This is a genomic window from Paraburkholderia sp. CNPSo 3281, from assembly GCF_024206515.1.
In the GTDB taxonomy this organism is placed as follows: domain Bacteria; phylum Pseudomonadota; class Gammaproteobacteria; order Burkholderiales; family Burkholderiaceae; genus Paraburkholderia; species Paraburkholderia nodosa.
Window position 1 is genome coordinate 145834 of sequence record NZ_JAMBPS010000005.1, and the last position, 23560, is coordinate 169393.

19 protein-coding genes and 3 pseudogenes are annotated in these 23560 nt (G+C 59.6%); 17 read left to right on the forward strand and 5 right to left on the reverse strand.

Going from position 1 to position 23560, the window contains the following annotated elements:
• Nucleotides 1-200 precede the first annotated feature (200 nt).
• From M3I56_RS08235 to M3I56_RS08250, 4 genes are all read left to right on the forward strand, one after another.
• Nucleotides 201-602: a DUF2946 domain-containing protein gene (locus M3I56_RS08235; RefSeq protein WP_254353367.1), complete on the forward strand. Its 402-nt coding sequence runs from the start codon at nt 201-203 to the stop codon at nt 600-602.
• Between the two features lie 151 nt (nt 603-753).
• Complete coding sequence (locus M3I56_RS08240; protein ID WP_254353368.1) at nt 754-1653, forward strand: hypothetical protein; 900 nt, start codon at nt 754-756, stop codon at nt 1651-1653.
• Nucleotides 1654-1671: 18 nt separating this feature from the next.
• On the forward strand, nt 1672-2037 hold the full coding sequence (locus M3I56_RS08245; protein ID WP_254353369.1) for a copper resistance protein CopC: 366 nt from the start codon (nt 1672-1674) through the stop codon (nt 2035-2037).
• 2 nt (nt 2038-2039) lie between these two features.
• On the forward strand, nt 2040-2945 hold the full coding sequence (locus M3I56_RS08250) for a CopD family protein (protein WP_254353370.1): 906 nt from the start codon (nt 2040-2042) through the stop codon (nt 2943-2945).
• Nucleotides 2946-3592: 647 nt separating this feature from the next.
• On the opposite strand, the gene M3I56_RS08255 is transcribed toward M3I56_RS08250, so the two are convergent.
• From M3I56_RS08255 to M3I56_RS08265, 3 genes are all read right to left on the reverse strand, one after another.
• The gene (locus M3I56_RS08255) at nt 3593-4381 is read right to left on the reverse strand and encodes a hypothetical protein (RefSeq protein WP_254353371.1); all 789 of its coding nucleotides are present in this window, start codon (nt 4379-4381) and stop codon (nt 3593-3595) included.
• Between the two features lie 1090 nt (nt 4382-5471).
• Nucleotides 5472-6878 (reverse strand): replication initiation protein, encoded by a 1407-nt coding sequence (locus tag M3I56_RS08260; RefSeq protein WP_254353372.1) that lies wholly within the window; start codon nt 6876-6878, stop codon nt 5472-5474.
• The gene (locus M3I56_RS08265; RefSeq protein ID WP_254353373.1) at nt 6866-7285 is read right to left on the reverse strand and encodes a hypothetical protein; all 420 of its coding nucleotides are present in this window, start codon (nt 7283-7285) and stop codon (nt 6866-6868) included. Before M3I56_RS08265 ends, M3I56_RS08260 begins: the two co-directional genes overlap by 13 nt.
• A 271-nt stretch (nt 7286-7556) precedes the next feature.
• On the opposite strand from M3I56_RS08265, the gene M3I56_RS08270 reads away from it, so the two are divergent.
• Together M3I56_RS08270 and M3I56_RS08275 are read left to right on the forward strand one after the other, a co-directional pair.
• Nucleotides 7557-8771 (forward strand): ParA family protein, encoded by a 1215-nt coding sequence (locus M3I56_RS08270; RefSeq protein ID WP_254353374.1) that lies wholly within the window; start codon nt 7557-7559, stop codon nt 8769-8771.
• Complete coding sequence (locus M3I56_RS08275) at nt 8768-9748, forward strand: ParB/RepB/Spo0J family partition protein (RefSeq protein WP_254353375.1); 981 nt, start codon at nt 8768-8770, stop codon at nt 9746-9748. Before M3I56_RS08270 ends, M3I56_RS08275 begins: the two co-directional genes overlap by 4 nt.
• A gap of 1076 nt (nt 9749-10824) precedes the next feature.
• Here M3I56_RS08275 and M3I56_RS08280 read toward each other — a convergent pair.
• Complete coding sequence (locus M3I56_RS08280) at nt 10825-11259, reverse strand: hypothetical protein (RefSeq protein ID WP_254353376.1); 435 nt, start codon at nt 11257-11259, stop codon at nt 10825-10827.
• Between the two features lie 2172 nt (nt 11260-13431).
• Between M3I56_RS08280 and M3I56_RS08285 the strand changes: the two are divergent.
• From M3I56_RS08285 to M3I56_RS08305, 5 genes and pseudogenes are all read left to right on the forward strand, one after another.
• Nucleotides 13432-15124, forward strand: a pseudogene (locus M3I56_RS08285) (glycogen/starch/alpha-glucan phosphorylase); the annotation flags it as partial.
• A gap of 569 nt (nt 15125-15693) precedes the next feature.
• Complete coding sequence (locus M3I56_RS08290) at nt 15694-16098, forward strand: hypothetical protein (RefSeq protein WP_254353377.1); 405 nt, start codon at nt 15694-15696, stop codon at nt 16096-16098.
• A 153-nt stretch (nt 16099-16251) separates the two neighbouring features.
• On the forward strand, nt 16252-16578 hold the full coding sequence (locus tag M3I56_RS08295; protein ID WP_254353378.1) for a hypothetical protein: 327 nt from the start codon (nt 16252-16254) through the stop codon (nt 16576-16578).
• A 308-nt stretch (nt 16579-16886) separates the two neighbouring features.
• Complete coding sequence (locus tag M3I56_RS08300; RefSeq protein WP_254353379.1) at nt 16887-17120, forward strand: hypothetical protein; 234 nt, start codon at nt 16887-16889, stop codon at nt 17118-17120.
• A 650-nt stretch (nt 17121-17770) separates the two neighbouring features.
• Nucleotides 17771-17902, forward strand: a pseudogene (locus M3I56_RS08305) (IS6 family transposase); the annotation flags it as partial.
• Here the strand turns inward: M3I56_RS08305 and M3I56_RS08310 are convergent.
• The gene (locus M3I56_RS08310) at nt 17896-18336 is read right to left on the reverse strand and encodes a GNAT family N-acetyltransferase (RefSeq protein ID WP_254353380.1); all 441 of its coding nucleotides are present in this window, start codon (nt 18334-18336) and stop codon (nt 17896-17898) included. The pseudogene M3I56_RS08305 and the gene M3I56_RS08310 overlap by 7 nt on opposite strands.
• 421 nt (nt 18337-18757) lie before the next feature.
• Between M3I56_RS08310 and M3I56_RS41570 the strand changes: the two are divergent.
• The 6 genes and pseudogenes from M3I56_RS41570 to M3I56_RS08340 form a co-directional block, all read left to right on the forward strand.
• Nucleotides 18758-18844: pseudogene (locus tag M3I56_RS41570) on the forward strand (CDGSH iron-sulfur domain-containing protein); the annotation flags it as partial.
• A 615-nt stretch (nt 18845-19459) separates the two neighbouring features.
• Nucleotides 19460-19747, forward strand: coding sequence for a GYD domain-containing protein (locus M3I56_RS08320; RefSeq protein ID WP_254353381.1), 288 nt, complete (start codon nt 19460-19462; stop codon nt 19745-19747).
• Between the two features lie 145 nt (nt 19748-19892).
• Nucleotides 19893-20471 (forward strand): elongation factor P, encoded by a 579-nt coding sequence (locus tag M3I56_RS08325; RefSeq protein ID WP_254353382.1) that lies wholly within the window; start codon nt 19893-19895, stop codon nt 20469-20471.
• A gap of 58 nt (nt 20472-20529) precedes the next feature.
• Entirely contained in the window at nt 20530-20976 is a 447-nt protein-coding gene (locus M3I56_RS08330; RefSeq protein WP_254353383.1) for a universal stress protein, read from the forward strand.
• A gap of 512 nt (nt 20977-21488) precedes the next feature.
• Nucleotides 21489-22586, forward strand: a complete 1098-nt coding sequence (gene pdhA / locus M3I56_RS08335) for a pyruvate dehydrogenase (acetyl-transferring) E1 component subunit alpha (protein ID WP_254353384.1) — start codon at nt 21489-21491, stop codon at nt 22584-22586.
• Entirely contained in the window at nt 22579-23559 is a 981-nt protein-coding gene (locus M3I56_RS08340; protein WP_254353385.1) for an alpha-ketoacid dehydrogenase subunit beta, read from the forward strand. Before pdhA ends, M3I56_RS08340 begins: the two co-directional genes overlap by 8 nt.
• The last annotated feature ends 1 nt before the right edge of the window (nt 23560 follow it).

The window sequence follows — 23560 nt, forward strand, 5'->3', positions numbered from 1 at the left end:
TCGGCCTCGTCAGGCAGTAGCCGTTAAGGTTTACCTGAAGCCTTGCGCCTGCTTCGGCGGCAGAGTCGCTTGTGGGTGGCTGCGGCCTGTTGTGCTGACGCGACGTGCCTATCCCGTTATGGGTTTCCGCTTGTCGGAAACGCCGGGCCGGCTCTTAGCATTCTTTCCCCTCGTGTTTTTTGCCGTCTCGCAGATTCGCCATGCTCAACCGCCGCCGTCAGAAGATTGGTGCCTGGCTTGGGACGCTTGCCATCCTGCTGAGCGTGATCGCGCCGACGGTGTCCCAGGTGCTGCGCGGCGAGTATGGCGAGGTCGGACATCACGCACATCATTCGCATCATCATCACCCGGCCGTCCAGGTTGCATTGGATGCCCATGCCGCGCACGCCATGCACCACCATGGCTCCGATTCGTCGTCGCTGTGCGACGCGTGCCCCTATTGCGCACTGTTCGCTCACTCGCCAGCCTTGCCTGGCGTGGCCGTCGCATCGAACGTCGCGCGGCAGCGCCCCTCCTTTCCTGCCCCCCTCGTCACCGCTGCGTTCCGCCCGTACACGGTGCTGACGCCGGCTCAGCCGCGCGCTCCCCCCGCCTGGTCCTGATCTTCGCAGACGTTTTCCAGCCAATGTGGCGATGCCGGTGAACGGCATCGCTGCGCTGGCGCGCACCTGCGGCGTGCTCCCTGCAAGGACTCTCCGGTCCCCTCGGGGCAGCCTGCAGCGTGCGTCACGATAATCTGATCAGGATCTGAACATGCGAACCACTCTCAAACGGGGCGCCGCCGCGCTATGCGCGATCGCCTCCTGCCTCGTTTCAATCGATGCGTCGGCCCACGCGGTGGTCGGCGATCGCGTATTCCCGGCCACGATGGCGGTCGACGATCCCGGCGTCGGCGATGAATTCAACCTGCAGTACGGCCACATCAAGACGCCCGATAGCAATGGCAACGACATGAACGTCAACACGGTGTCGTACGAGTGGGACAAACTGATCACAAAGAATCTCGCGTTCAGCGTCGCGAGCAACTATTCGAGCCTGAACTCGCCGGATGGCAGCGCCAAGGGCTGGGACAATTTCACGCTCGGCGTCAAATATCTCGTCTATGCGAACCCGCAGCACGAGTTCATGGCGTCGGTCGGACTCCTTGCCGCGCTCGGCGGCACGGGCGCCAGATCGGTCGCGAACTCGTTTTCGACCTTCACACCGACCGTCTATTTCGGCAAGGGCTTCGGCGACCTGCCCGCGTCGCTCGGCTACCTGCGGCCGTTCGCCATCACCGGCACGATCGGCCCGAACCTGACGACCGCGTCGTCGGACCAGGGGCCGAACTCGCTCGGCTGGGGCTTGACGCTGCAGTACAGCATTCCGTACCTGCAGCAGCAGGTGAAGGATCTCGGGCTGCCGCAGCCGTTCAGCAACCTGATTCCCGTCGTCGAATTCCCGATGAGCACCTGCATGGCAGGCGCGTGCGCCGGACAGACGACTGGCACGATCAACCCCGGCGTAATCTGGATCAATCGCTACGGGCAGTTCGGCGTCGAAGCACAGATTCCCGTCAATCGCGCGACCGGCACTCACACGGGTATCCTGGTGCAAGCCCATATCTACTTCGACGACATTTTCCCGAGCTCGATCGGCAAGCCGCTGTTCTGACCTATGAGGAATCCCTTCATGAAGCTGCATACGACCGCACGCGGCGCCGTTGCCGCGCTCCTGACCGCTACCTGTCAGCTCGCGCAGGCGCACGCCTACCCGACCCATCAGGCGCCGGGGGCTGGTTTGACCGTGCCCGCCTCGCAGAAGGACGTCGCAATCGATTTCGACGATGGCCTCGAGCCGGCCTTCAGCTCGATCACCGTCACGGATGCGCAGGGCGGCGCCGTCACCCGTGGCAAGGCCGTGATCGACCCGTCGAACAGCAAGCACATGTCGGTAGCGCTGAACCCGCTGACTCCAGGTGTCTACACGGTCTCGTGGGTCGCTGTCGCGACGGACGGGCATCGCACGCAGGGTCACTACACGTTCACGGTGAAGTGAGCATGGAGCCGCTCGTCGCCGGACAGATGGCTCTCGCCGCAGTGCAGGACGTGCTGTTCGCGACGGCCGCCGGCTCGCTGGCGTGCGCTGTGCTGGGCAAGAGGAGCGGCATGGGCGCGCCGGCCGCGCTGCGCGGGTGGCAGGCGGGTCTTGCAATCGCGTTGGCGCTCACGGCTCTCGCGTACCTCTGGCTGCAGGCTGCCGTGATGAGTGGCTTGCCGCTTGCCGGCGCCAGCGACGCGGTCGCCGCCGTGCTCACGGAGTCACACTACGGCGTCGCATGGTCAGTCGGGTTCATCGGCGCGCTGCTCGCAACACTGAGTCGCATCGCTGATCGTCGCGGCCTACCGCTGTTCGCCGTGGGCCTCCTCGTGTGGGCGGCGGGCAAGGCTGCGGCCAGCCACGCGGCGGACGCGGGCGACTTCTCGGTGCGCGAAGCGATCCATCTCGTGCATCTGTGTGCGACAGCGCTATGGGCCGGCAGCGTGATCGTCGCGTCCGTGATGCTGCGCCGGGCCGCGCCGAGCGCTTACGCAGCGGCCGGACAAAGGTCGGCGTTCTGTATAGGGCTGTCGCATCTCGCCACGGCCGCGCTTGTCGTCGTGCTGATCACCGGCCTCTACAACGTGATGCAGGACACCGCACAGGCAGGCGCGCCGTTCTTCGGCATGGCATGGGGCCGGATACTCTCTGCGAAGCTCGTATGCGTCGCCGCCGCGGTGGCCTTGGGCGGCTGGAACCGGCGGATGGTCCTGCCTGATCTGTGCGCACAGGCGCGGCAGGACGGCTCCGGTTTCATGGCCGCGCAAGGCCGCTTCTACGCCTGGCTGACCGTTGAAGCGCTTGTCATGCTGGCCATTCTCGTGTTCGCCGCAGTGCTGGGACATACGTCTCCAACGGGCGGATGATAGGACAGGGAACGGGGTCCCCGCCGCACTTCAATAGCGCTCAGGCGAGTTCCACCGGACCGTGGTCATCGCAGTGGTCGCCGTGCGGGTGATGAAGATGGCCATCGTGCAGATAGTCTACGTGGTCGCCATGCCTGACGGCGGTGTGTCCACAGCCTGGGCATGCTGATGGTCATGGTGAGCGTGATGGGGTTCGTTGCAAGTGCTCATGCCTGTCTCCTTTGTCCGTCTGGCCGCGCGGGACCCTTCGACGGCCACCTGCCTACTCTCCATTGAACGGGGCTTCGACGCGTGAAACCTGCCGTGGAGGCAGTTGCGCGTCCGGAAAACGAAACCGAAATGCGTCAGCCTCCCTGTAAGGATACTCCTGGCTGCTCCGAGGAAGACACGAACGACTTCCATGCAAGTGCTAGACCGCTCAATGATGGAAACGTGTGGTTCTTCACGCTGTTCATACGCCGTTCTTCGGTCTGAAGCCCGGCGTAATGCCGACGCTCGCCAGTCATACCGGAATGACTCAGTTTGGCCGGCTATTGCCCGATGCGGTCGGCCGGTGCCGACCCACAACAGCCGTTCGAGCCGCGCCGACGTGTGACCGCTGCCGCTCATGTAGCGGCCGGCGGGGCACTGATTGGAAACACCGTAGCCTATTGAGCGTTTTCGTTGAAATCGTCATTGTTGTGGCCGTGGTTGTGCTCCTGCTCTTCGCCCGACTCGAACCTGGAGTTTCCTTTGTCGTCGACACAGATTTTCTTTTCGGACTTCCTGATCTGAGCGTTGTTTTTGTCCGTGACTTTCTTCACAAAATCGACCACATCACAGTTCGCGGCGCCGGAACTCCCGGTGGCCCCAGAGCCCGATCCCCCGGAAGTCCCGCTGCTGGCCCCTCCAGAACTCCCGCTCCCGGTCCCTCCCGGGTTCCCGGTGCCGGATTCGACGACGTAGGAATCCTCGACATTGCCGACCACCGTCTGTTGGGTCGTATCTGAGAACTCGGTGCCGGTGCCGAGCACACCCGAACTTCCCACCGGCGCAGAGGCGGGAATGGGATCGATCTGGGTGATCACATCAACTGAACCATCATCATTGATCTGCCCGACTTCAGCCGCCGTATTGGGATCGGTGAAGATCGTTTTTGTCTCAGTGACGGTAGTGGGGGTGCCGTTCTCAACCACGGTGTCGGTGATGGTTTCGGTGGTCTGGAAAACAGTCGCACCATTAAACGTCGCCGCTACAGGCGTCGAGTCTGCCAGCGTCCCCGATCCGGTCACGGGAACGTTGTCTATCGTGCCAGAGACGGAGAAATTCGCCGTGCCGCCATTATCGACCTCATTGGTCAGGGCGGCCTGCAACGGCACCGAAACAGGTTGTGCGGATGTTGTATTCGCATTGTTACTACCGCCCCCACAGCCGCCGAGCAGCATCGCGGCAGCCACGGCCACCAGGGCGCGTCGCGTGCGCAACGCCCGCTGCGTGGACTCGCTTCGAAGCTTCGCGGATGACCCGCACGCCGGATGGCGGTGTAGCATTGCAAGGCAAACGGCGGGTGCAGTTACGGGAGGATGACGTTTCATAACGAACTCCCCAGTGGCCATTCGGGATTTATTTCGATTGAAACGGCGGCGCAACTTCTAAATTAGCGGGCGGGACGCGTTCGCTCTATCGGACCAAGGTCCGATACGTGTACAAAGCGTTGGCGGTTCGGCTGGGGCAAACGTGTGCTGCAAAACGATTTGCCAAAAGGATCCCCCGTCATTGACGCCGTTAGCGTATGACCCAGCGCGTGCCCTTTACGATTGGATGGCCGTTCACGGGATGGAGCCGACGCGTGAACGTCCGACCGACGACGCATGTGAACGGCGGTTCTTGGCCGTCAAGCGTCTTTGGCTTCGGCTGCGACAGCAGTGCGCCATCGGGCGCGGCTACCTGTCTGCCTGGAGACCGGGTTTGGCGCGGTCGACCTGTGTGGCGGGCGAGATGGCGCAAGACCGTTAGTCGCGTTTTCCTGACGGATGGACTCAGCAGGTGGCACCGAATGGAGATTTGACTGTCGGCCGGTAATGTCGAAAACTCGTCCGGTGACGGGTGCCCGGGCACGACCGCATGTCATGGCGCACGCAGGCAACTTCCTGATCTGGAGCAGCAAGCGTGCAGCAGGCCGGGAGATCGATTTTCCTTAGGATACCTAATTCAATGGGATGACTGCGCACGTCACCACTCCGCTCACCGGCGCACCAACCCAATCATCGACTCATATCACCATGACATGCGGGTCAATCGACCGGCTCCATACGAAGCCGGTACCGCGCCAGAAGCTGATGCGGCGCTCACCGCGAACCACCCCAGCCTCCCCTGTTGGTACGTTCGCCCCAAAGCCTCTCTCAGGAGAGGTTCTTGGGGACTGTCCATCGCCCGGGGGCCGCCACCGAATGGTTGCCTAGACCCACCCGTGAATGCTGGCCACGGAGAGATGCATGAACAGTTCTACAAGGTGAAGGCGTAGCCGGTGGGCAGCCACCGCTTCGCTTACTTCGAGCGCGCGTCGATTACCTTCTTCATGCGCGAACACACGTGCGTGCAGAAAGTCTCAGCGAGCTGCCTGTTTGTCGTGAGGATGTTTTCGGTGGTGAGCGACTCACGCGCGATGCCAACCCTAGCCATTTGCCGCTGGTGCAGCAGACCCGTCACAAACGTGTGCAGTAGCTCTTTTCGGATATAGGCGTCCGCTGCCTCATAGTACTCCCTGCCGGCCTCAGCCTCGGAACGGACTTTGGCAGCCGCAATTTCAGCCTGGGCTTTCTCAGCCTCGCGTCGCTGCGACTCCGCGTTTTGACGGGCGCGTGCGTCGTCCTGCGAATGCTGGGACTGTTGCGACTGAACAGCCAGCATCTTCTTTTCGGCGCCACCAATGCGGTAGTTCCCCTCGAGCGACTTGAAGAGATAGCCCTTGGGGCTAATTGTAACCTTCCCCTGCGTCAGCCTGGTCTGCGTGTATTCGATGGCCTGCGCCAGGCGTTCGTCCGTCCAGGTGTGCCGATTATTTGCGAGGCGCAGAAAGTCCAGCTCATCGAACGCGAACTCGTTGTGAAGCACGAGGTACATTTCATCCGGAATGCCTGCGCGCGCAGCATCCGCGCCCTGCTTCTTCGTGAACCGAAAGCGCAGTTTCATCTTGTCCGCGGACACGCGCGCGGCGTTCGCTTCCCAGCTGACTTCAAAATCCGACTCTTCGTTGAGCTGCTGCACCGCAGGCTCAAGGAAATGCTTCCGGAACTCCTTGAAAACCCTGCGCGACACGCCGACCTTCCCTGGCCATTCGAGAACGTCTTCGTACGCGAACCACTCAGTTACACCATGGCCCTCGCATGGAATGAGGCGGTCATAGACTGCGCGCGCGAGCGAAAGCGTAAACTTCGCAGCATCGCGCAGACTGAGCCAATGTGCCTTGTACGGGCTGATGAGATATCGAATCACTCGCCCTGAGAGCAGGATGCACACCACGTTTCTCTCGATGTAGCAATCACCAAGCAGACTTATCGTGCCCCACGAGTCCTTCTCGGTCAGTTCCTCGATTGAGGGGGCTGTCATGATTTCAACGCGGGCCTTCGCGGCGGCACGCATCTGGGTGACGAGATGGCTGTGGTTGCGGCTGTCGTAGCGCATCAGCCACTTGAAGTAATTAATGTCCTCGGAAAACGTGTAGACCTTGTCGTCGATTAGTTCGTCAGGCGCCTTCGAAGCGACGATGAAGTATGCAGCGTCGAGCACGCGGCGTGCGGCGATGCCGAGTCCGCCAACACGGGTGAAGATGTTGTTTCGGAGATACCCGATGTCCCTGTCTGCCTGGTCTATCCGCGCGTCTTTCCCGGACATGTCGTCGTAGATGTCCAAGGCAAGTTGATGCGGCGTGGCGGGAAGCGTCAGGTTTTCCATTCGTTCTTTCGGCTCGATGCGGGCACTCTATCAGCCAAGCAGCGTCTGTCAACACAAAAACCATCCCCAATATCGTGCCCTTCTCCCGCACAAAAACCACCCCTTATCTTCGAGCGAGCGCCCAAAAACCGCACGGTGTTCTCACAATTTCCACCCATCCAAACCCAATTTCTGCGCACTGCATCACAAAAAGCGTCCTGGTCTTCACAAAAACCGTCTCTATCCACACGCTTTGGCTTTGATAAGAAAGGTTTTTCCAGCTTCTGTTTGTTGGTTTGCTGGTTTATGTTTACAAAAAGCAAACGGACATAGCCCCCGTCAACGCAAAAGATCACGTTAAAGCAGAGACCCGAACCACGATAACTGTATGATTTCAATGCATAATTTCGGCTGGTGAGAAAATACACAAAAACCACCTCCGGGGGTGGTTTTTGTGCTGACGCCTTTTCCGCGCGATCGCGGCGAACCGTGAATGGGTCGCTGCGCGTAGTGAATTCGTCCAGGGTCTACTGCCAGTGAACGTTCCAAATCTCATCGCGAATACCCGAATTGGACGTGAAATCAATCAACTGGCGCAAAATCTTGATGTTTCCGCTAAAAAACCAGGCTCAATACAACTCTGTTTACACGCAATAGTGTATTCTGCGCTTCATCGTCAAAAACCCAAGGAAGTGCAGAATGGATGCAGTGGCTACCGCTCTCCCAATTGAAAGCCGTCGCACGACGCTTCGCGAGGTCGCAGAGTTCGCCGACAAACTCGCACCGTTCGCGGACAACCTGCGCGAGCAGATTCTCGCGCCGCGGCCGCGAAAGACCGCTCCCATATTTACTATCAGCGAACTGGCCGACATGTGCAATCTGTCGCGCCAGCAGATCCAGTATCTGGTGACGAAGGCCGATCAGGGGCTTCCGTCGGGCACGCTCAACGGCAGCGGTCGTAGCCGGACGTTCACGCTAGCCGAAGTACGCACGTGGGTGAAGATGGCCTCGGACATCTATCAAACGCGACTTGCCGAATCGGACAGCAATTTTCGAGGACGGGTGCTGACGACGGCTCAGCTGAAGGGGGGTTCTGCGAAAACCACCACAACTGTCTGCCTCGGGCAAGCCTTGTCGCTGCTCGGACGCAGAGTGCTCATCATCGACCTGGACCCGCAGGCTTCCGCTTCGGAGTTGTGCGGACTGTATGCGGAGAAGGAAATTAGCGGAGAGGACACCGTCCTCCCCTACATCTATGACCAGTCTATCGAAGGCGGGCTGAATTCGAAGGTGCAGAGCACCTATTGGGATGGCCTTGACATTATTCCGGGGCACACATTCCTGTATGGCGCTGAGTTTCTGTTGCCGGCCCGGCAGAAGACGATGAAGGGTTTTCGGTTCTGGTCAGTGCTTCGCGAAGGCCTCGAGCCGCTACGTTCGCAATACGACTACATCCTGATGGATACCTCGCCGTCGCTGTCGTACATGAACCTCAACGCGTTGCTCGCCGCAGACGCACTCGTGATGCCGATGGTCCCGGAGAACCTGGACTTCATCAGCTCGATGGCTTTCTGGCGTCTCTTTTCAGAAGTCGCGGGCGACTTCCTCGCGTACGAGGAAGACAAGGTCTACGAGTTCATCTCCATCCTTCTTTCCAAGGTGGATTATGGCAAGACGTCATCGGCCCCGGTGGTTCGGCAATGGGCTCAGACAGCTTACGGGAAATGGTTGGATCCGTTCGAAATTCCGGCAAGCTCAGTGATGAGTGGTGGGGCCCTCTCATTCTCCACCGCTCTGGATATCACGAATACGCATTCGACCGCTAAATCGCTTCAACGAGTGAAACAACCGTTGATGCAGTACGCGCGTTGGCTTGACGACATGTTCGTCAAGAATTGGAAGGAGGAGGCATGAGCAATATTCGCGAGCAGCTGTTGGCCAAGACTGCAGGCCTGGCGTCGCCGGCTGAGATGACGCCGGTTAGGAAAGAGGCGGAAAAGGGTACTCGCAGTCCGCAAACCATGCCGGGACTTACCAGCGCCTTGACCGCGGCGCAAATCCGAATCCAGGAGCTTGAAGAAAAAGGTGTAGGGACCGATTTGCCGGTCAACGGGATTTCGCCGAACCCATGGCAACCTCGCCGCGAATTCAATGAGACGAAGCTGCATGAATTGGCTCGCTCGATTGAAGAGATTGGACTACTGCAATCGGTGCTAGTGCGTCGAGTGGGCGATGACGCCTACCAGCTGGTAGCTGGTGAGAGGCGTTGGCGTGCACATAAGCTCCTGAATCGGGAGACCATTAAGAGTGTGGTTGTAGACTGCACTGACCAGGATATGGCCGCGCTCGCGCTCGTAGAGAACGTGACGCGGGATGACCTCTCAGATTACGAGATTGCGTTGTCGGTCCGCCGGGCCGAGAGTGAGTTTCCAAATAAGACTCGGCTTGCCAAGACGATGGGCATCTCCAGAAATGAACTCTACCGATACCTTGCCTTCGATGAGCTTCCTGACTTCGTTAAGCGCGACTTGGATCTGAGGCCGACGCTTTTGCAATCAAATCAGGCACAGGAGATTGTGAGCGCGTTGAAGAAGACCGGCGATGCGGGCCTGAAGGCGCTAACGGAGTTGTGGACGCAGGTAGTAGCGGGTGACCTCCTTGAGTCGAAGGTCGCCCCTGCGATTCTCGCTGCAGCGACTCGCGGGGTGTCTACGCATGACGCGGCGGGCCGAAGCATCCTCAAAATTTTCTCGGGAAATCTCCATGCAGGCAGCATCACGAAAGATGTCTCGGGGCTGACCTTTAAGTTCAAGGCCGGCGTAATTTCAGAGGAGCAGGAGCGCGCGCTCAGAGAGACAGTCGCGAAGATGTTCTCGGTTCAAGCGGAGTAGGTCTGCAAGATAGGATAAAGAGCCCCCGTAATTTGCGGGGCTTTTTTATTGGGGTGCCGATCCCTTCATCTCTGGAGTGTTCGGATCCGAACACCTTCGCTCGCGGCGAGCTGCTCGGAGCTTTGCTCCCCATCAACTGGCGGATGCATCGGCTGCGCTGAAGAGTGTTCGGATCCGAACACTCTTCAGCGATGACTCTCAGCGGGCAAAAAGTGTTCGGCTCCGAACACTCTTCAGTGCCGAGCTGCTCCATATCAAATGGCAATAGGCTTCTGGCCTGCAAGGTAGTCGAACACGTCTGCCGCAAAGAGAACAGCAGATACGGGTCCGACTCGTCGGGAGAGGCATTTATCTCAATGGAAGATACATCGATAGCGCCGCTGAAGCCGGGTGAAACCGATGGCCCTTGGACTCCAGTAATCTCGCCACCCTGAATTCCGACCGCATTTAACACGGTGCAGTTTGCGTAATCGTGGGGGTTGGTCCAGGAATATGCGCTGACTGCTCAGCCGGGCAAGCCCTTCGACTCTTGCCGCTTCCCGCTTAATAGCGGTTGATTTCATGCGCGAGATGCGGGCACGACACGCACGAAGTTGACGCAATGACTAAAGAATGCCACGTTTTCCAGAAACATCAGTGCCGCTAGCTTGCAGTCTTCCACGGTCCCATCCTGTGCCAATGGCCCTGGACATTTCAGTGCGAAAGTCCTAAAGCAATGAGTCCAGCGACGAGGAATAGAACGGTTGAGCAGCCTAAGTCTGTAGCCTTTCAACCAGATCCATCAATTCTTCCGTGATGTCTCTGCATCGATCTGCTGCGTCCTTTGAGCGAGCATCGGCCGCATTTATATTTGCTTTGGCCACGATTCATTGCTAAGCGCCCCCCGGTCTTGAAGGCCGACTTGCGTGATTGCAAGACCGTATAGCGACGGTTCGGGCGCGCCCAAGTAGCGTCGCCGAGGAGCTTTGCGACTCCCTCGCTGCTACGCTTGCGCTCGGCGCGCGCGTGGATGGCGAGGGAGAAGAACGCGTGGTCCAGCAGACGCTGGACCACGTCGGGCGGCATCTTTCGCGCGATTACCTCCCTGGCCCACGTGTGGCAAAAAGCGTCCGCGCGCGCGAGTGCTCAGCCTGCTCGAGCGACAGGCTCTCGTTTTCGGCAAGACGGAGCAGCCTGTACGACAGCGGCGGGTACAAGGCGCTGGCGCGAAGCCATTGCCCCGCGTAGTTGCCGCCCTTGCCCAGGACAGTCATTTCCCACAGCACCTCTGAGTCGCGGCTCTCAACCACCGTTCTGTGCTTGTAGTGTGTGGTGCTCGCCGCTTTCGCCTCGTGCATCCTGTCACCAACATGGCCGCGCGCCGGGCGATATTCTTCACCGACAGCCGAAGGCTCAGGGACAAAAGAGGTCCGTCCAGGGGCGCGGCGGTGTACCGCGCATACCCGCGCAAACATTGCGCGCCCGAGGACAGTGTTGCACGGAGAGGCCGATAGGTCCTTCTTGAAAGCCATGTGATTTTCCTTCAGCACGACGACGGGGGACGCGAGCGTCAGGCACGGGTTGCCGACGAAATGGGAAGCGGATGTCAATCACTCGAAAAAGACCACGCTGCACAAGCGTAGGATATCGTTGGTAGCCAGCCGCGAGTCGGCCCACAAACGTGCGCTAGCGACGGGAGACGCGCTGTGCTTTAGACCTGGCCACCCAGTCCAGTGATAGGGTGGCGAGGTAATCTTTGGAGCGTTGGGGTTCATCGGCGCTCACACTAGAAGCAGCCTCGCGCTCGACACATACGCTCCACCGGAGTGAGTTCCGTAGGCTAGGTAGCAAGAGTGGACCGGTTCCACTAGCCGTACTGTGATGCGGAGTTCACCGTACGGATGAAGCCCCCATCTAGACGGTAGGGCAATCGCACGCCGCTAGGACGTATACGGTTTACGGCAACATCGGCGTGATTGCATGAATACTGCAACTAACAGTTTAGCGCTAACCGAATTCACTGACGACGACGCTCCGAAATGCATTCGCTCTAGTCCGAGCCTGACATGGCAGCAGTTCAGGTCTAGTCGTGCCGTGAAACATTCAGGGCCAAATTCGCAGCGCTCTGAATCGACGTAACAGCGGGCTGTTCGGGCAAATCTGCAACGAATGTTTCACGACGAGACTGGCACATCGGTAACAGATTCCCAGCTTCCGGGCGTACACACAATAAGTTCTAAATGGGAAATCCTGTTCGTATCAAATCGCACGTATTTTGTAATGTAAAGGCGGACATACCCATGCTTGGGCTGGTCGCCGCAGACCTGGAGAAGCCAGCCCGAAATGCTGATGGCAACAACAGTAGTTGTGAGCTACGTAGACGTGATTCGTATTGGATTGCGCGGTCGCCGGGTCCCGCGCGGGGTGAGATGGAAGTGGTTGCGGTGGGAACGGATAGTTATGGTCGTGGTCTCCTTAGCGACATGTGATACGCCGCAGCCTGCGCAAGGTGACGGGGAGGGGCAGGAAATAGAGGCACTAGCAGGCCAGTGCGTCGACGAGGGCGGCAGGGCCGAGGGAACGGAGATCACTCACGAATGGACCCCTCAATGGGAAAAATGCGCAGAGCGCACGACGGACAACCCGGACGAAACCGTAACCGCTAAGCGTGCCGTTACCACACGGCTCAGCGCCGATGGAACTAGGTTCTTGTGTTCGAGCGAATGCAAGTCGCCATCGGTGAGTGTGGCTCGGCAGTCAGGCGTCGAGTCAGCGGACTGCAATGCCGTCACCGCGAGAAGGGTCCATTAGAAGCCGCGAAAGACCTTGTGGACAAGATCGACGGGCGGCAATGTTCGCCGTCGTGAGGGTGGGCTGCTCGGTGCGCGTACTCGCGCTGCCTTCTCTTATCCGTACGCAAAACTCGTAGACGGTCATTCGGCCCACCCGCACGCCACACTTCTCCTTGAGAAAGCGCCAAATCATGTACGCGCTCCATTCCTTTCCGAGAAAGAGACGCGATCAGGTCCCGCTGGGGACTGAGCTTTAGCCGGCGCTTGCTCTCACTTAAAAAGCGATCAGGGTCGGGCTGGGGGGCTTCTCAAGCTCACGCATTCTCTTGTCTCAGCAGTGTGACGCATGTCACTGACATAGTGCTTCGGTGGCGCCGCCGGTATGGTGCGGCCGCTCAGGTCCCGCACCTCCTCTCGCCTGCGGCAAGAATGCGTACGCTGTTGCTCGGACTCGGACGGCTCGCAGTACGGAATCGTATGGACTTGAGCTGATGTACGTACAGATGGACGTACGCCTGAACGTACGGATAGCCATGTCAACACCGTACATGGCGTTCAGATCGGCGGGCGCACCAACCGGAAGACGCCGAAGAGGATGATTCCTCCTCTAACCCGTACACCGGGGCGTCCCGGCATACGCCCGACTTCGCACGAACACGTACGGAGATGTACGCCCAAGCGTACGGCCAGCCTGGCACCCCGGTCCATGCCGAAGATCGAGTCCACGCATCACCGTGCCCCGGCGGGAGTGGCACCGCTAGACCTCGCCGGAATGGCGACCAGTGGCTTCAACTAGATACTATGGAAGGGCCGTGCGAGGCGCGTTCATTTGCGTACTCCTCTCGGGAAAACGGGTGTCGGAATCCTCGTTTTACTCCAGGAGGCTTACTTCCGCGGCCCTTCCATAGTATCTACCAGGCCGTGCAGGAAAAGGTGATCTCCGAAACGCGTCCAAGGTGCTGTATCCGAATGACGAGCCCGAAGCCGGGAAGCGGTTGCGCCTTGCACAGCAGTACTTCTTCGTCTCATGCTCGCTACAGGACATGCTGTGTCTGCTGGATCTGAAGGGCGAACCCGTTTCGCGCTTCGCCGAGATGTTCATCGCCCAACTGAACGATACGCATCCTGCCATCGCCGTCGCAGAACTGATGCGTCTGCTCGTCGACGAGCGACTGCTCCCCTGGGAGGAGGCGTGGGACATTACGCGGCGCACGCTCGCGTATACCAACATACTCTGTTGCACGAAGCGCTGGAGACCTGGGGGTTGCCGCTTTTTGGACGGTTGCTGCCGCGTCCGCTCGAGATCATCTACGAGATTAACCGTCGTTTCCTCGACGAGGTGCGGCGGACATTCCCGGGTGACGAGTCGCGCGTGGCGCGCATGTCGATCATTGACGAGGCCGGCGAGAAAAAAGTGCGCATGGCTCACCTGTCGACCATCGGTTGCCACGCCGTGAACGGTGTTGCAGCGCTGCATTCCGCGCTTCTCACGCAGACTTTGCTGCGCGACTTTGCGCAGATGTGGCCCGAACGTTTTCTCAACGTCACAAACGGTGTCACGCCGCGCCGCTTCATTCTGCTCGCCAATCCGCGCCTTGCCCGGCTGCTTGACGAAACGGTGGGCGAGGGGTGGGTCGCTGACCTCAAGCGCCTTCGGAAACTGGAGGCGTACGCCGACGATCCGGCGTTTCGGGAAAAGTGGTGTGCAGTCAAGCGGTCGAACAAAAAGGTGCTGGCGGAGCGCATCCGCGACGTGACGAACGTCATTGTGGATCCCGACGCACTCTTCGACATTCAGGTAAAGCGCATTCACGAGTACAAGCGACAGCATCTGAATGCGCTTTACATCATCACGCTTTACCAGCGTCTGCGCCGTAATCGGGAGCGGGGTTGTGTGCCACGATCTTTGGCGGAAAATCGGCGGCAGGCTACAGGATGGCGAAACTGATGATCCGGCTGATCACGGGCATCGCCGAGGTCGTGAACAACGACCCGATGATGGCGGGCAGGCTGAAGGTTGTGTTCCTTCGCGACTTCAATGTGAAGAACGCGCAATTTATCTATCCCGCCGCCGATCTGTCCGAGCAGATCTCAACGGCCGGCAAGGAAGCATCCGGCACCGGCAACATGAAATTCATGATGAACGGCGCGCTCACGATCGGAACACTGGACGGCGCCAACGTCGAGATCCGCGAGGAAGCGGGTGACGAAAACTTCTTTCTGTTCGGTCTGACTGCCGAACAGGTGGAATACGTCAAACGCGAAGGCTATCGACCCGCGCAATATGTCGAAGGCAATGCGGAGTTGCGCGACGTGCTGGACCTGATTGCCGGCGGATATTTTTCGTGCGGCGACCACGAGGTGTTTCGTCCACTCGTTGAGAACCTGATGCGCGTCGATGCATTTCTCGTGCTTGCCGATTACGCCGACTATGTCGCGTGCCAGGAGCGTGTGAGCGACGTCTGGAAAGACGAGGCACGCTGGACGCGCATCGATCCTCAACACGGCGCGCTCGGGGAAGTTCTCGTCGGATCGCGCGATCGGCGAATACTGTGAACGGATCTGGAAGGTCGCGCCCGTGCAAATCTCCCTTGATCAACCCTGACGTTGAACACGATCCGCGCCAGGCGGTGCGAGCCATGCCGCGGCGTTACGCCGGTGCATCCGCCCGGATGGGACAGTCGGAAGCAGCGCTGTAGTGCAGAGCGACTCTGCTGGGTGCCGTTGCGCACCAGAACCGTGCCGCGCTGCGCCGCCGTGCAGCGATATCCACGCCGGCGACGGGCGAAACGGACTGGCACGGCACTTGCGTTGCACTGCACCAGGGCGAGTCAACGGCGACTCGCTCCGTAGCACTGAGTATCACTGAATACTGATTTGCCCGGCAACGGGCTCACTGGGCAACGGCGTCCTGCGTAACGGGTTGAAAGACCTGATACGCAGGACGCCGTTCTCGTTTTGGCAGACACCCCATGTCAGGCAAAGCCACCCGCATCGAACTCTTGAGTCTCTCGAAGTGCGCCGCGTGCTGGGCGCAGGTGGCAACGTTGGTGCAGTCGCGACGGGCTTTCTGATGAAGGGCATTGGCGACTGTCTATGACGGCGGAATGCATTCTCGCTTTGGCCTGATTGACCATATGCGATGGAACAAAAACCTGGGATGATAAAATCACAATGTTCGAATTGAGTTGTTTTTGCGCTCTCGCGTTAGTTACGCTTGCGATCGCTGGCCGGATGATCGTGCTCATTCACGAAGAAAATGACGACACGACGGTGTTCCACGAAATGCAACTGGCATTGCACGTCGCTTTAATCCTGGTTTTGGCGATGACTTTCGACGCGGGGATCAATCCGGAATATGTGTGGATCCGCCGCACGTTGCCGCATAACGGTACGCAGGTAAACGGGACCATGGCTGCAGTACTTGCCGGATTGGGATGCGTTGTATTCGTATTTATCGTTCCATGGGCCCTGGTTGCATTCGAACGGTTGCGCCGTGATTCATTGACGGCTCGCCGGGTCACCAGCGACTTGATTGATCGATTGCGCGTCGGACGCAAGGAGTCGGCGCTGATGTGACGGCTGGCAGACCCACCGGCGCGGGAGAGGTGATAGATTGTCATTTGACTCGTCGTCGCGAATCAACGGGGCTTCGCTGCTCGCGATCCGGGTTTATGACCCCCGTGATCATCGCGTAACGGCGGTAAGAAGATCCTCAAGAAAGGAGCTGCCATGTGCCGTCGATACATCGCTGCCGCTGCCTTCCTTATCCCCACCTTGTCGCAAGCATTCCAGCCTGTAGCTATCCCCGAATGTCAGGCTGCAGGCCCTTATGCTTCAGTTCAGGAAACCATAGACGCCGCCAAATGCCGAGCCCGATGGCTTCTCGCGGGCGCCTACAACCGGACGGAAGGGGACGCGATGAGCGCGGTCTCGGAGTGCGCCGGGACATTCGACGAGGTGCTAAATCATCGTTTGACCGAAGGTGTTTCGCACGACAAGCTGGTAGTCATGTGTGCCGACACCGCGATGCACATGGGCATCATGAAACTCGACTAGTCGCAGGTATGCATTCTGCGTAGACTGGCGGCATCGCCATGGCTGGTTAAACGTGCAGTCTCGCAAGCCCCGGGGGAAGGGTTAGATTGATTAATCCGATGTCTACGCGGAGCACACCATGGTCACGAGAACGGTCCGCCCAAAACGTCGAACAGTTGCAGGAGCAACTCACAAGGGCGGAGGGCGAACTCGACGCCTGGCGAGGCAATCCGGGCATCAGTACGAGATGGCCTGCGCGATGGTCGAAGCTCTCTGAAAGCAAATGGCTGCGGGAGAGCCTACGCAGCCCTGAGATCACGGAAAACGCTATGCATATCACACTCGACACGGCAAAGGCGATCTATCGCAACGCGATCGACTCGCGGGCAAGCGATGGTGAAGGAGCAACATGGTGGGATGAGGTTGCGGACGAAATCCGTAATGTGGTTGCCGCCCGCTCGATCTGCGCCGCCCACCTCAGCTCAGGCGTGACGGTCGTCGTGCGGCACTCCAGCGGCCGTGGGCCCCGACGATTTTGCAGACAGTGTCGGGAATATCCGTGACGCGGAGGTTGTACCTTGCGAGCGGTTGTTGAGAGCCCCAGGAAGCGAAGGGCAGGGGTCTGTCCGGACAGTGCCATTGTTCCCGGTCGACTTTCGAAGTGTCGGTACCTGCGGTGTTGAATCAGTTGTCGTCGCTTCTGGACGGGAGACGCCCGTGAGGCTTGGGCTCTGCCGCGTCGGCGTCAGGAAGGTCGTCTGGGGCCGGATTTTGCAGGCCCTTTGGATCGGGCTGGCGCGTCGTGTCGACGGAAGTTTGCGCGGGGTTGAGGGAGGTCCCAGTCGGCTCACTGGATGGATTCGACGCCGTGATGTGCTCCTGCGCTGATGAATACAGCTTCCCATTATGATATTCCGCCTAGTCGCCTTGAGCCGATGACCCGATTCCGAATGTGCTTCCTGGCTGCACAGCTAAGCAAGCGAAAATCGCTAAACATCAAATGGCAAGTAGCCCAGATGGTCCATCGAAGGCACGCCAGCCATCGCTGGCATAGCCAACGCGATTCATTCGCAGATTCCGGTCACCCGAAGTGTGGACGCACAAGATCAGGAGATACCGAGCCGCCCCGTGCCGATCGGTAGAGCCGAATGACGTTTGAGTGCGCGCTCGCCTCAATAAAAGGGGCCGCGAAGCGTTTGCTGCAGTAGAGACGCTTGACCATCGGCAGCACAAGCGGCTGGACAACCGGGCGGAGAATTCGCACCAGCCCACATGCGTGCGCGAGAAGGTGGTACGCCGCTTCAAATCGCCGCGCCAGCTGCAGCGATTTGCCTCGGTTCACGAATCAAACATCATCGTGCAAATCCTGCCATCATTTTCGACTTTGACGAATCCGATCTTCCTATACCAGTCATAGGCGGCCCGGTTGCATACGAATACATGCAAGTACAGCGGCTTTAGCAAGTGACTGGATAAAGACATGACCTTCGCAAGCGCTTGACTGCCAATCAACTTGTGTTGCATGTCCGGCACAATACAAAGCATCCTCAGCCAAACGAGATCCGGTTCGACCTCCCAGTGCACAAATCCGCATCGTTTGCCCTCGCACGTCACGATCTGGCAGGTACCTTGGCGAACGCTTTTTGCGAACCCTGCCCGTTGCGAATCCTCGTCCCATCCATACACCTGGGTGACAAAAACCCTCATCGCTCGTTTGTACGTGTCAAATAGCCATTCCAGGTCGCCGGATACAGCTTGATCGAAACTCAGATCCATCATAGCGTTTCAACGCGATATACAGGTCTTCTTCAGTGAATCGAATCCATGCTTCACGCGTGGATCTGGCTCGATCTGAAGGAACACTCCATCAGGATGCGCCGAACAGGAGGGCCGTCAGTTTCGGGCATACATCGATCAGCGCAAGCGCCGTTGTCATGCATGAACACTTGCAGCAGTGTCCCCAGGACGATGCGCCGCGGCCCGTCTGGCACCACGCTTTGCACGATCGTGCTGCCGGGTTGCCCCGATTGAGGGCCCAGTGCTGCGCAGGCTTACGCAATTCATCCTCATTGGAGGCGCACATGGCAACTGCAATTATCACACCACAGAATGACGGCCCGTACCTCATCACAGGAGACTTCCAGATTACCACCGAGGGCGGCCGACCAATCGCAGCGGGCAACACGAAGTCTGGCTATGCCGGTGCGGTCAATCGAGCCACAAGCCACTCTGCGACGGCTCACATAAGAAAATCGGGTTCTCGAGCAATCTCGACGAAAAGCCATAAAAAGGGCATACACCTTGACGCGGCACGCCGCCTGTTGCGGTGACGTTCCCCGGTGGCGGTTCTACAGTGTTCTTGCTTCGGCGACCTTGGGTTTTCGATTCTCGGGTTCGGAGGCGAGAAGCTGCAGGCTCGATCGAGTGACTCTCTAAGGTAAACTACGGTTTTTACGGACACATGGCCCTCGTTCATCAACTACAAAGCCCGGCGGATTGGTTAGTGCAGTTGTCGCTTCAGATCCGAAAGTTCAGAATGCAACGAGCTGACTGCATCCTTGATCCTGGTGTCGAGGCCTACTGCCTTTTGGCACTCGCGCTCCGCACGATCACCGATCCGTCCAAGAAGCCGTGACTGCGGAATACATGGGCGGCAGGCACGGCGCGATTTCTACGCCACCATGGAAAATCCTCTGTAAACGCCTTCAGGTCGACGTTGGCGGCACCAACCTGAAGCGACCACTGCACTGACCTACCTGAGGGCCCCGGTCCAACCCGCCGCGGTTAATGACGCTTCGGAACAACAATGCGCACCGCAATGCTTCCGCTTGACGCGCGGGCGCCTGTTTGCGTGCGACTGCAGTAATCGATAGCGGGGCAATTCTTTGCTCGGAGGTATGCCATGGCTACGTACGTCATCCTGAGCCGTCTCGCTCCTGACGCATTCACGGATCCCGGCGAACTGAAGCAGATCGCCGCCACAGTGGCCGAAAAGATCAGGGCCGAATGCCCTGCCGTCACCTGGAAGGACAGCTATCTGACTCTCGGGCGCTTCGACGTCCTGGACGTTGTCGAGTCGAACGATCTGAAACAGCTTGAGCTGGCGGCTCTACTCGTCCGCGCCTATGGACACGCTGCCACCGAGACCCTGCAGGCGACGCCGTGGAACGAGTTCATCGCGGCGCTGTAGCGCAGATCGACGGATCGGGCTCCAGGCGATGAAATGCGCCAGGTGAATTCTGCGTCTCACCGTCGGGTGTCTGAACGTGTTCGCAGAAATCGCTATCTTGCAGGTGAAGATGTCGTCACCATGCTGGCAAGGCGGAGAGAGGCAAATGGTCGAAGCTTCCGGATTGAAGCCGGGCATGGTCGTCATGCTCGAAGGCGAACTTCATAGCGTCGCCAGCGCCGGGTACCATGCCGGCGGGGGCCAGCAGGGTAGCGCAGTGTTCGCCAGGGTCAAGAACCTGAAGACCGGGCACATCAGGGAGTTGCGGCTGCACCCGAGCGACAGGCTCGAAGAGGTCGCGCTCGATCACAAGGAGATGGAATATCTGTATACGGATGGTGTCGCCTTTTACTTCATGGATCCCGACACATTCGAGCAGATCAGTTTGTCCTCGGAAACTATTGGCGCATACGAAAAGTTCCTTCAGCCCAATATGCGAATCCCGGTCGCGCTGAATGACGGCGAGCCGGTCACCATCGCGTTTCCGCATGCGGTCGAGTTAGGCGTGGTGTCCGCGCCGCTGGGCGTGCACGAGCATGCAACCTCCACTTTCAAGACGGCCACACTCGAGAACGGCATGGAAGTTCTCGTTCCCCAGTTCATCAAGGAAGGGGATACTGTGCGAATCGAGGTCGCGTCAGGAAAATACGTGGAGCGTGTAAGGCGAGAAATGCGAAAGCCATGACTTCGGCGCTTCTTGAACTGTGCCTCGAAGACGTTCGGGTGAGTCTCTGGAGGTAATCATGCACGACGTTCTCGCGGGTTACGATGGCTCGGCTTCCGCACAGGAGGCAATCCGCTTCGCAAAAAATCTTGCTGAAAAGGAAGGGGCGCGGCTCCACATTCTTATGGTTGCTCGTCCGCCTGACTGGGGTAAGTTGGCCTATGAGGTGCCTGAGCTGCTTGAGACCGAAAAACGCCACTGTCAGGACCTCATCACCGAACTCAAGGGAAAGCTCGGGTTACCCGGAGTAACGGTCCAATATGAGGTGATTGTCGGGCATCCGGCCAAGGAGCTGGTGCTGTATGCCGAACGACACAATATTGACCACGTTGTTGTAGGACATCGAGGACGTACTACCTTTGATCGTTGGCTGCTTGGTTCCATCGCGAGGCAAGTGATCGCATACGCGCCGTGCTCGGTCACAATCGTGCGCGACCGGCCAGATGTCGCAAAGGAGCATCGATGATACCGGAAGCTATGCGGATCACGACGCAGAAGCGCTTGACGATGAAGTTACGAGTGGTGGGCGGATCGCTGACGGATCCGGCTCATCGCTATCGCTTCGCTGGCTAGCAGCGCGCGGCTATCTGCGTCCTGCCCTCCGATCGGTCTGCTTTCCAGGCCTACGGCAACATGCCGTCGGCACAGGTAACGGCGCCGCCGAAGGCCGTTGCCCGGCTGGCTCACCAGGGACCGATGCACGACGGAAATCCTCGTCAGTCCAGGTGCGACCGGCGCGCTTTTACCGCTGCTACAGGAGAGGTGAGCTGCATGCCTCCCTTCAACGGGCCACTCCTGAATTTTCTCGCCTTTCGCTCAAGCGCTGCTCTGGATGCGATGCGCTGAATTCGGCGCCGGGGCACGGCATCGCGCACGCCGCGTTGCCGGCGAACGCCCGCTATTCCCGTGGCGTCATGCCATATTTGTGGCGATCAGCGGCAGAACGCTTACGATGTGTGAAACACACAGGAGGCCGTCATGACCACGGCTGCCAGTTTTCACATCGGCTACACGCAGTACCTCGGGCCCGAGGGCGAACCCGTGCATCCGCTTCCGGCCTTCGCAAGCGACCCCGCAGCGCTCCTGCCGCTGTATCGTGCGATGGTGCTGACACGGGCCTTCGACACGAAAGCAGTTGCGCTGCAGCGTACGGGCCAACTTGGCACATTCGCATCATCGGTTGGCCAGGAGGCGACCGGCGTTGGCGTGGCCAGTGCAATGCGCCCCGAAGACGTGCTGTTTCCCTCCTATCGCGACCACGCGGCCCAATTGCTGCGCGGCGTCACGATGACGGAAAGTCTGCTCTATTGGGGCGGTGACGAGCGTGGAAGCGATTTCAGTGTGCCCCGCTTCGACTTTCCGAACTGTGTGCCGATCGGTACGCAGGTCTGCCATGCGGCGGGTGCCGCCTATGCGTTCAAGTTGCGCCATGAGCCGCGCGTCGCAGTGGCGCTTTTCGGCGACGGCGCCACCTCCAAGGGAGACTTTTACGAGGCGATGAACTTCGCCGGCGTGTGGGGCGCGCCGCTCGTGCTCGTGATCAACAACAACCAATGGGCAATTTCAGTGCCGCGCAGCCAGCAAAGCGCCGCACAAACGCTCGCGCAAAAGGCGATTGCAGCGGGAATCGACGGCCTGCAGGTCGATGGCAACGACGTGATTGCCGTGCACCACGTAGTTGGGGCGGCACTCGCGAAGGCCCGACGCGGTGACGGTCCGACCTTGATCGAAGCGCTCAGCTTTCGCCTCGGCGATCACACGACGGCCGATGATGCCACGCGCTATCGCGATGCCGAAGTGGTCAGCAGGCATTGGGAATCCGAGCCGCTGCGCCGGTTGCGCGCCTACCTGATCCGTATGAATGTTTGGGACAAGGCGCGCGAAGAGGAACTTGGCAGGACGTGTCACACGCAGGTCGAGCAGGCTGTCGAGGCGTATCTCGCGATTGCTCCGCCTGACGTTTCCTCGATGTTCGACCATCTCTATGAGGCGCTACCGCTCGCCATGCGCGAGCAACTGGCGATGGCGCAGCGACTTGCTCCGGTTGTGCCGCTTGCGGAGAACGGCCATGGCTGACCTGAACATGGTCGAGGCGGTCAATGTCGCGCTCGCCTGGGAGCTTGCGCATGACCCCGCTGTCGTGCTGCTCGGCGAGGACATCGGCGTGAACGGCGGCGTCTTTCGGACAACCACTGGGTTACAGACGCGCTTTGGCGCTCAGCGCGTGATGGATACGCCGCTCGCCGAAACGGCGATCGTCGGCACGGCGGTCGGCATGGCCGCAATGGGCCTCAAACCAGTCGCGGAGATCCAGTTCAGCGGCTTCATCTATCCGGCCATCGATCACTTGCTGAATCACGCGTCGCGCCTGCGGCACAGGACGCGCGGACGGCTCACGTGCCCCCTCGTGGTCAGGTCGCCTGCCGGTGCGGGCATCCACGCGCCGGAGCATCATTCCGAAAGCCCGGAGGCGCTGTTTGCGCACATACCGGGGTTGCGCGTCGTGACCCCTTCTTCGCCCGCGCGCGCATATGGCCTGCTGCTGGCGGCAATCCGCGATCCGGACCCGGTCATCTTCTTCGAGCCGACACGCCTCTACCGCATCTACAGGCAGCCCGTGGAAGACAACGGCGAAGCGCTGCCGCTCGATTGCTGCTACGTGCTGCGCGACGGGGCGGATGTGACGTTGGTCAGTTGGGGCGGAGCGCTGCAGGAAGTCCTTATGGCCGCCGATCTGCTTGCGCAGGAGGGCGTGATGGCGGAGGTAATCGACGTGGCCACGCTCAAGCCACTCGACATGGAGACGATTCTTGCGTCGGTGGCGAAAACGGGACGCTGCGTGATCGTGCATGAAGGATCGCGCACGGGCGGCGTGGGCGCGGAAATTGCCGCGGGCATTGCGGAGCGCGGACTCTATTCGTTGCTTGCGCCGGTGCAGCGCGTCACGGGATATGACGTGGTGGTCCCGCTTTACAGGCTCGAGAGTCAGTACATGCCAGGCACGGGGCGCATCGTTGCCGCGGTCAGGCAGGCGCTGGAGGCGCAGTGAA

Excerpts from the sequence above, each read along its gene's own strand:
- M3I56_RS08235 (WP_254353367.1), top strand. The coding sequence starts at position 201 with ATGCTCAACCGCCGCCGTCAGAAGATTGGTGCCTGGCTTGGGACGCTT.
- M3I56_RS08240 (WP_254353368.1), top strand. The coding sequence starts at position 754 with ATGCGAACCACTCTCAAACGGGGCGCCGCCGCGCTATGCGCGATCGCC.
- M3I56_RS08245 (WP_254353369.1), top strand. The coding sequence starts at position 1,672 with ATGAAGCTGCATACGACCGCACGCGGCGCCGTTGCCGCGCTCCTGACC.
- M3I56_RS08250 (WP_254353370.1), top strand. The coding sequence starts at position 2,040 with ATGGAGCCGCTCGTCGCCGGACAGATGGCTCTCGCCGCAGTGCAGGAC.
- M3I56_RS08260 (WP_254353372.1), bottom strand. The coding sequence starts at position 6,878 with ATGGAAAACCTGACGCTTCCCGCCACGCCGCATCAACTTGCCTTGGAC.
- M3I56_RS08270 (WP_254353374.1), top strand. The coding sequence starts at position 7,557 with ATGGATGCAGTGGCTACCGCTCTCCCAATTGAAAGCCGTCGCACGACG.
- M3I56_RS08275 (WP_254353375.1), top strand. The coding sequence starts at position 8,768 with ATGAGCAATATTCGCGAGCAGCTGTTGGCCAAGACTGCAGGCCTGGCG.
- M3I56_RS08280 (WP_254353376.1), bottom strand. The coding sequence starts at position 11,259 with ATGGCTTTCAAGAAGGACCTATCGGCCTCTCCGTGCAACACTGTCCTC.
- M3I56_RS08290 (WP_254353377.1), top strand. The coding sequence starts at position 15,694 with ATGTTCGAATTGAGTTGTTTTTGCGCTCTCGCGTTAGTTACGCTTGCG.
- M3I56_RS08295 (WP_254353378.1), top strand. The coding sequence starts at position 16,252 with ATGTGCCGTCGATACATCGCTGCCGCTGCCTTCCTTATCCCCACCTTG.
- M3I56_RS08300 (WP_254353379.1), top strand. The coding sequence starts at position 16,887 with ATGCATATCACACTCGACACGGCAAAGGCGATCTATCGCAACGCGATC.
- M3I56_RS08310 (WP_254353380.1), bottom strand. The coding sequence starts at position 18,336 with ATGATGGATCTGAGTTTCGATCAAGCTGTATCCGGCGACCTGGAATGG.
- M3I56_RS08320 (WP_254353381.1), top strand. The coding sequence starts at position 19,460 with ATGGCTACGTACGTCATCCTGAGCCGTCTCGCTCCTGACGCATTCACG.
- M3I56_RS08325 (WP_254353382.1), top strand. The coding sequence starts at position 19,893 with ATGGTCGAAGCTTCCGGATTGAAGCCGGGCATGGTCGTCATGCTCGAA.
- M3I56_RS08330 (WP_254353383.1), top strand. The coding sequence starts at position 20,530 with ATGCACGACGTTCTCGCGGGTTACGATGGCTCGGCTTCCGCACAGGAG.
- pdhA (WP_254353384.1), top strand. The coding sequence starts at position 21,489 with ATGACCACGGCTGCCAGTTTTCACATCGGCTACACGCAGTACCTCGGG.
- M3I56_RS08340 (WP_254353385.1), top strand. The coding sequence starts at position 22,579 with ATGGCTGACCTGAACATGGTCGAGGCGGTCAATGTCGCGCTCGCCTGG.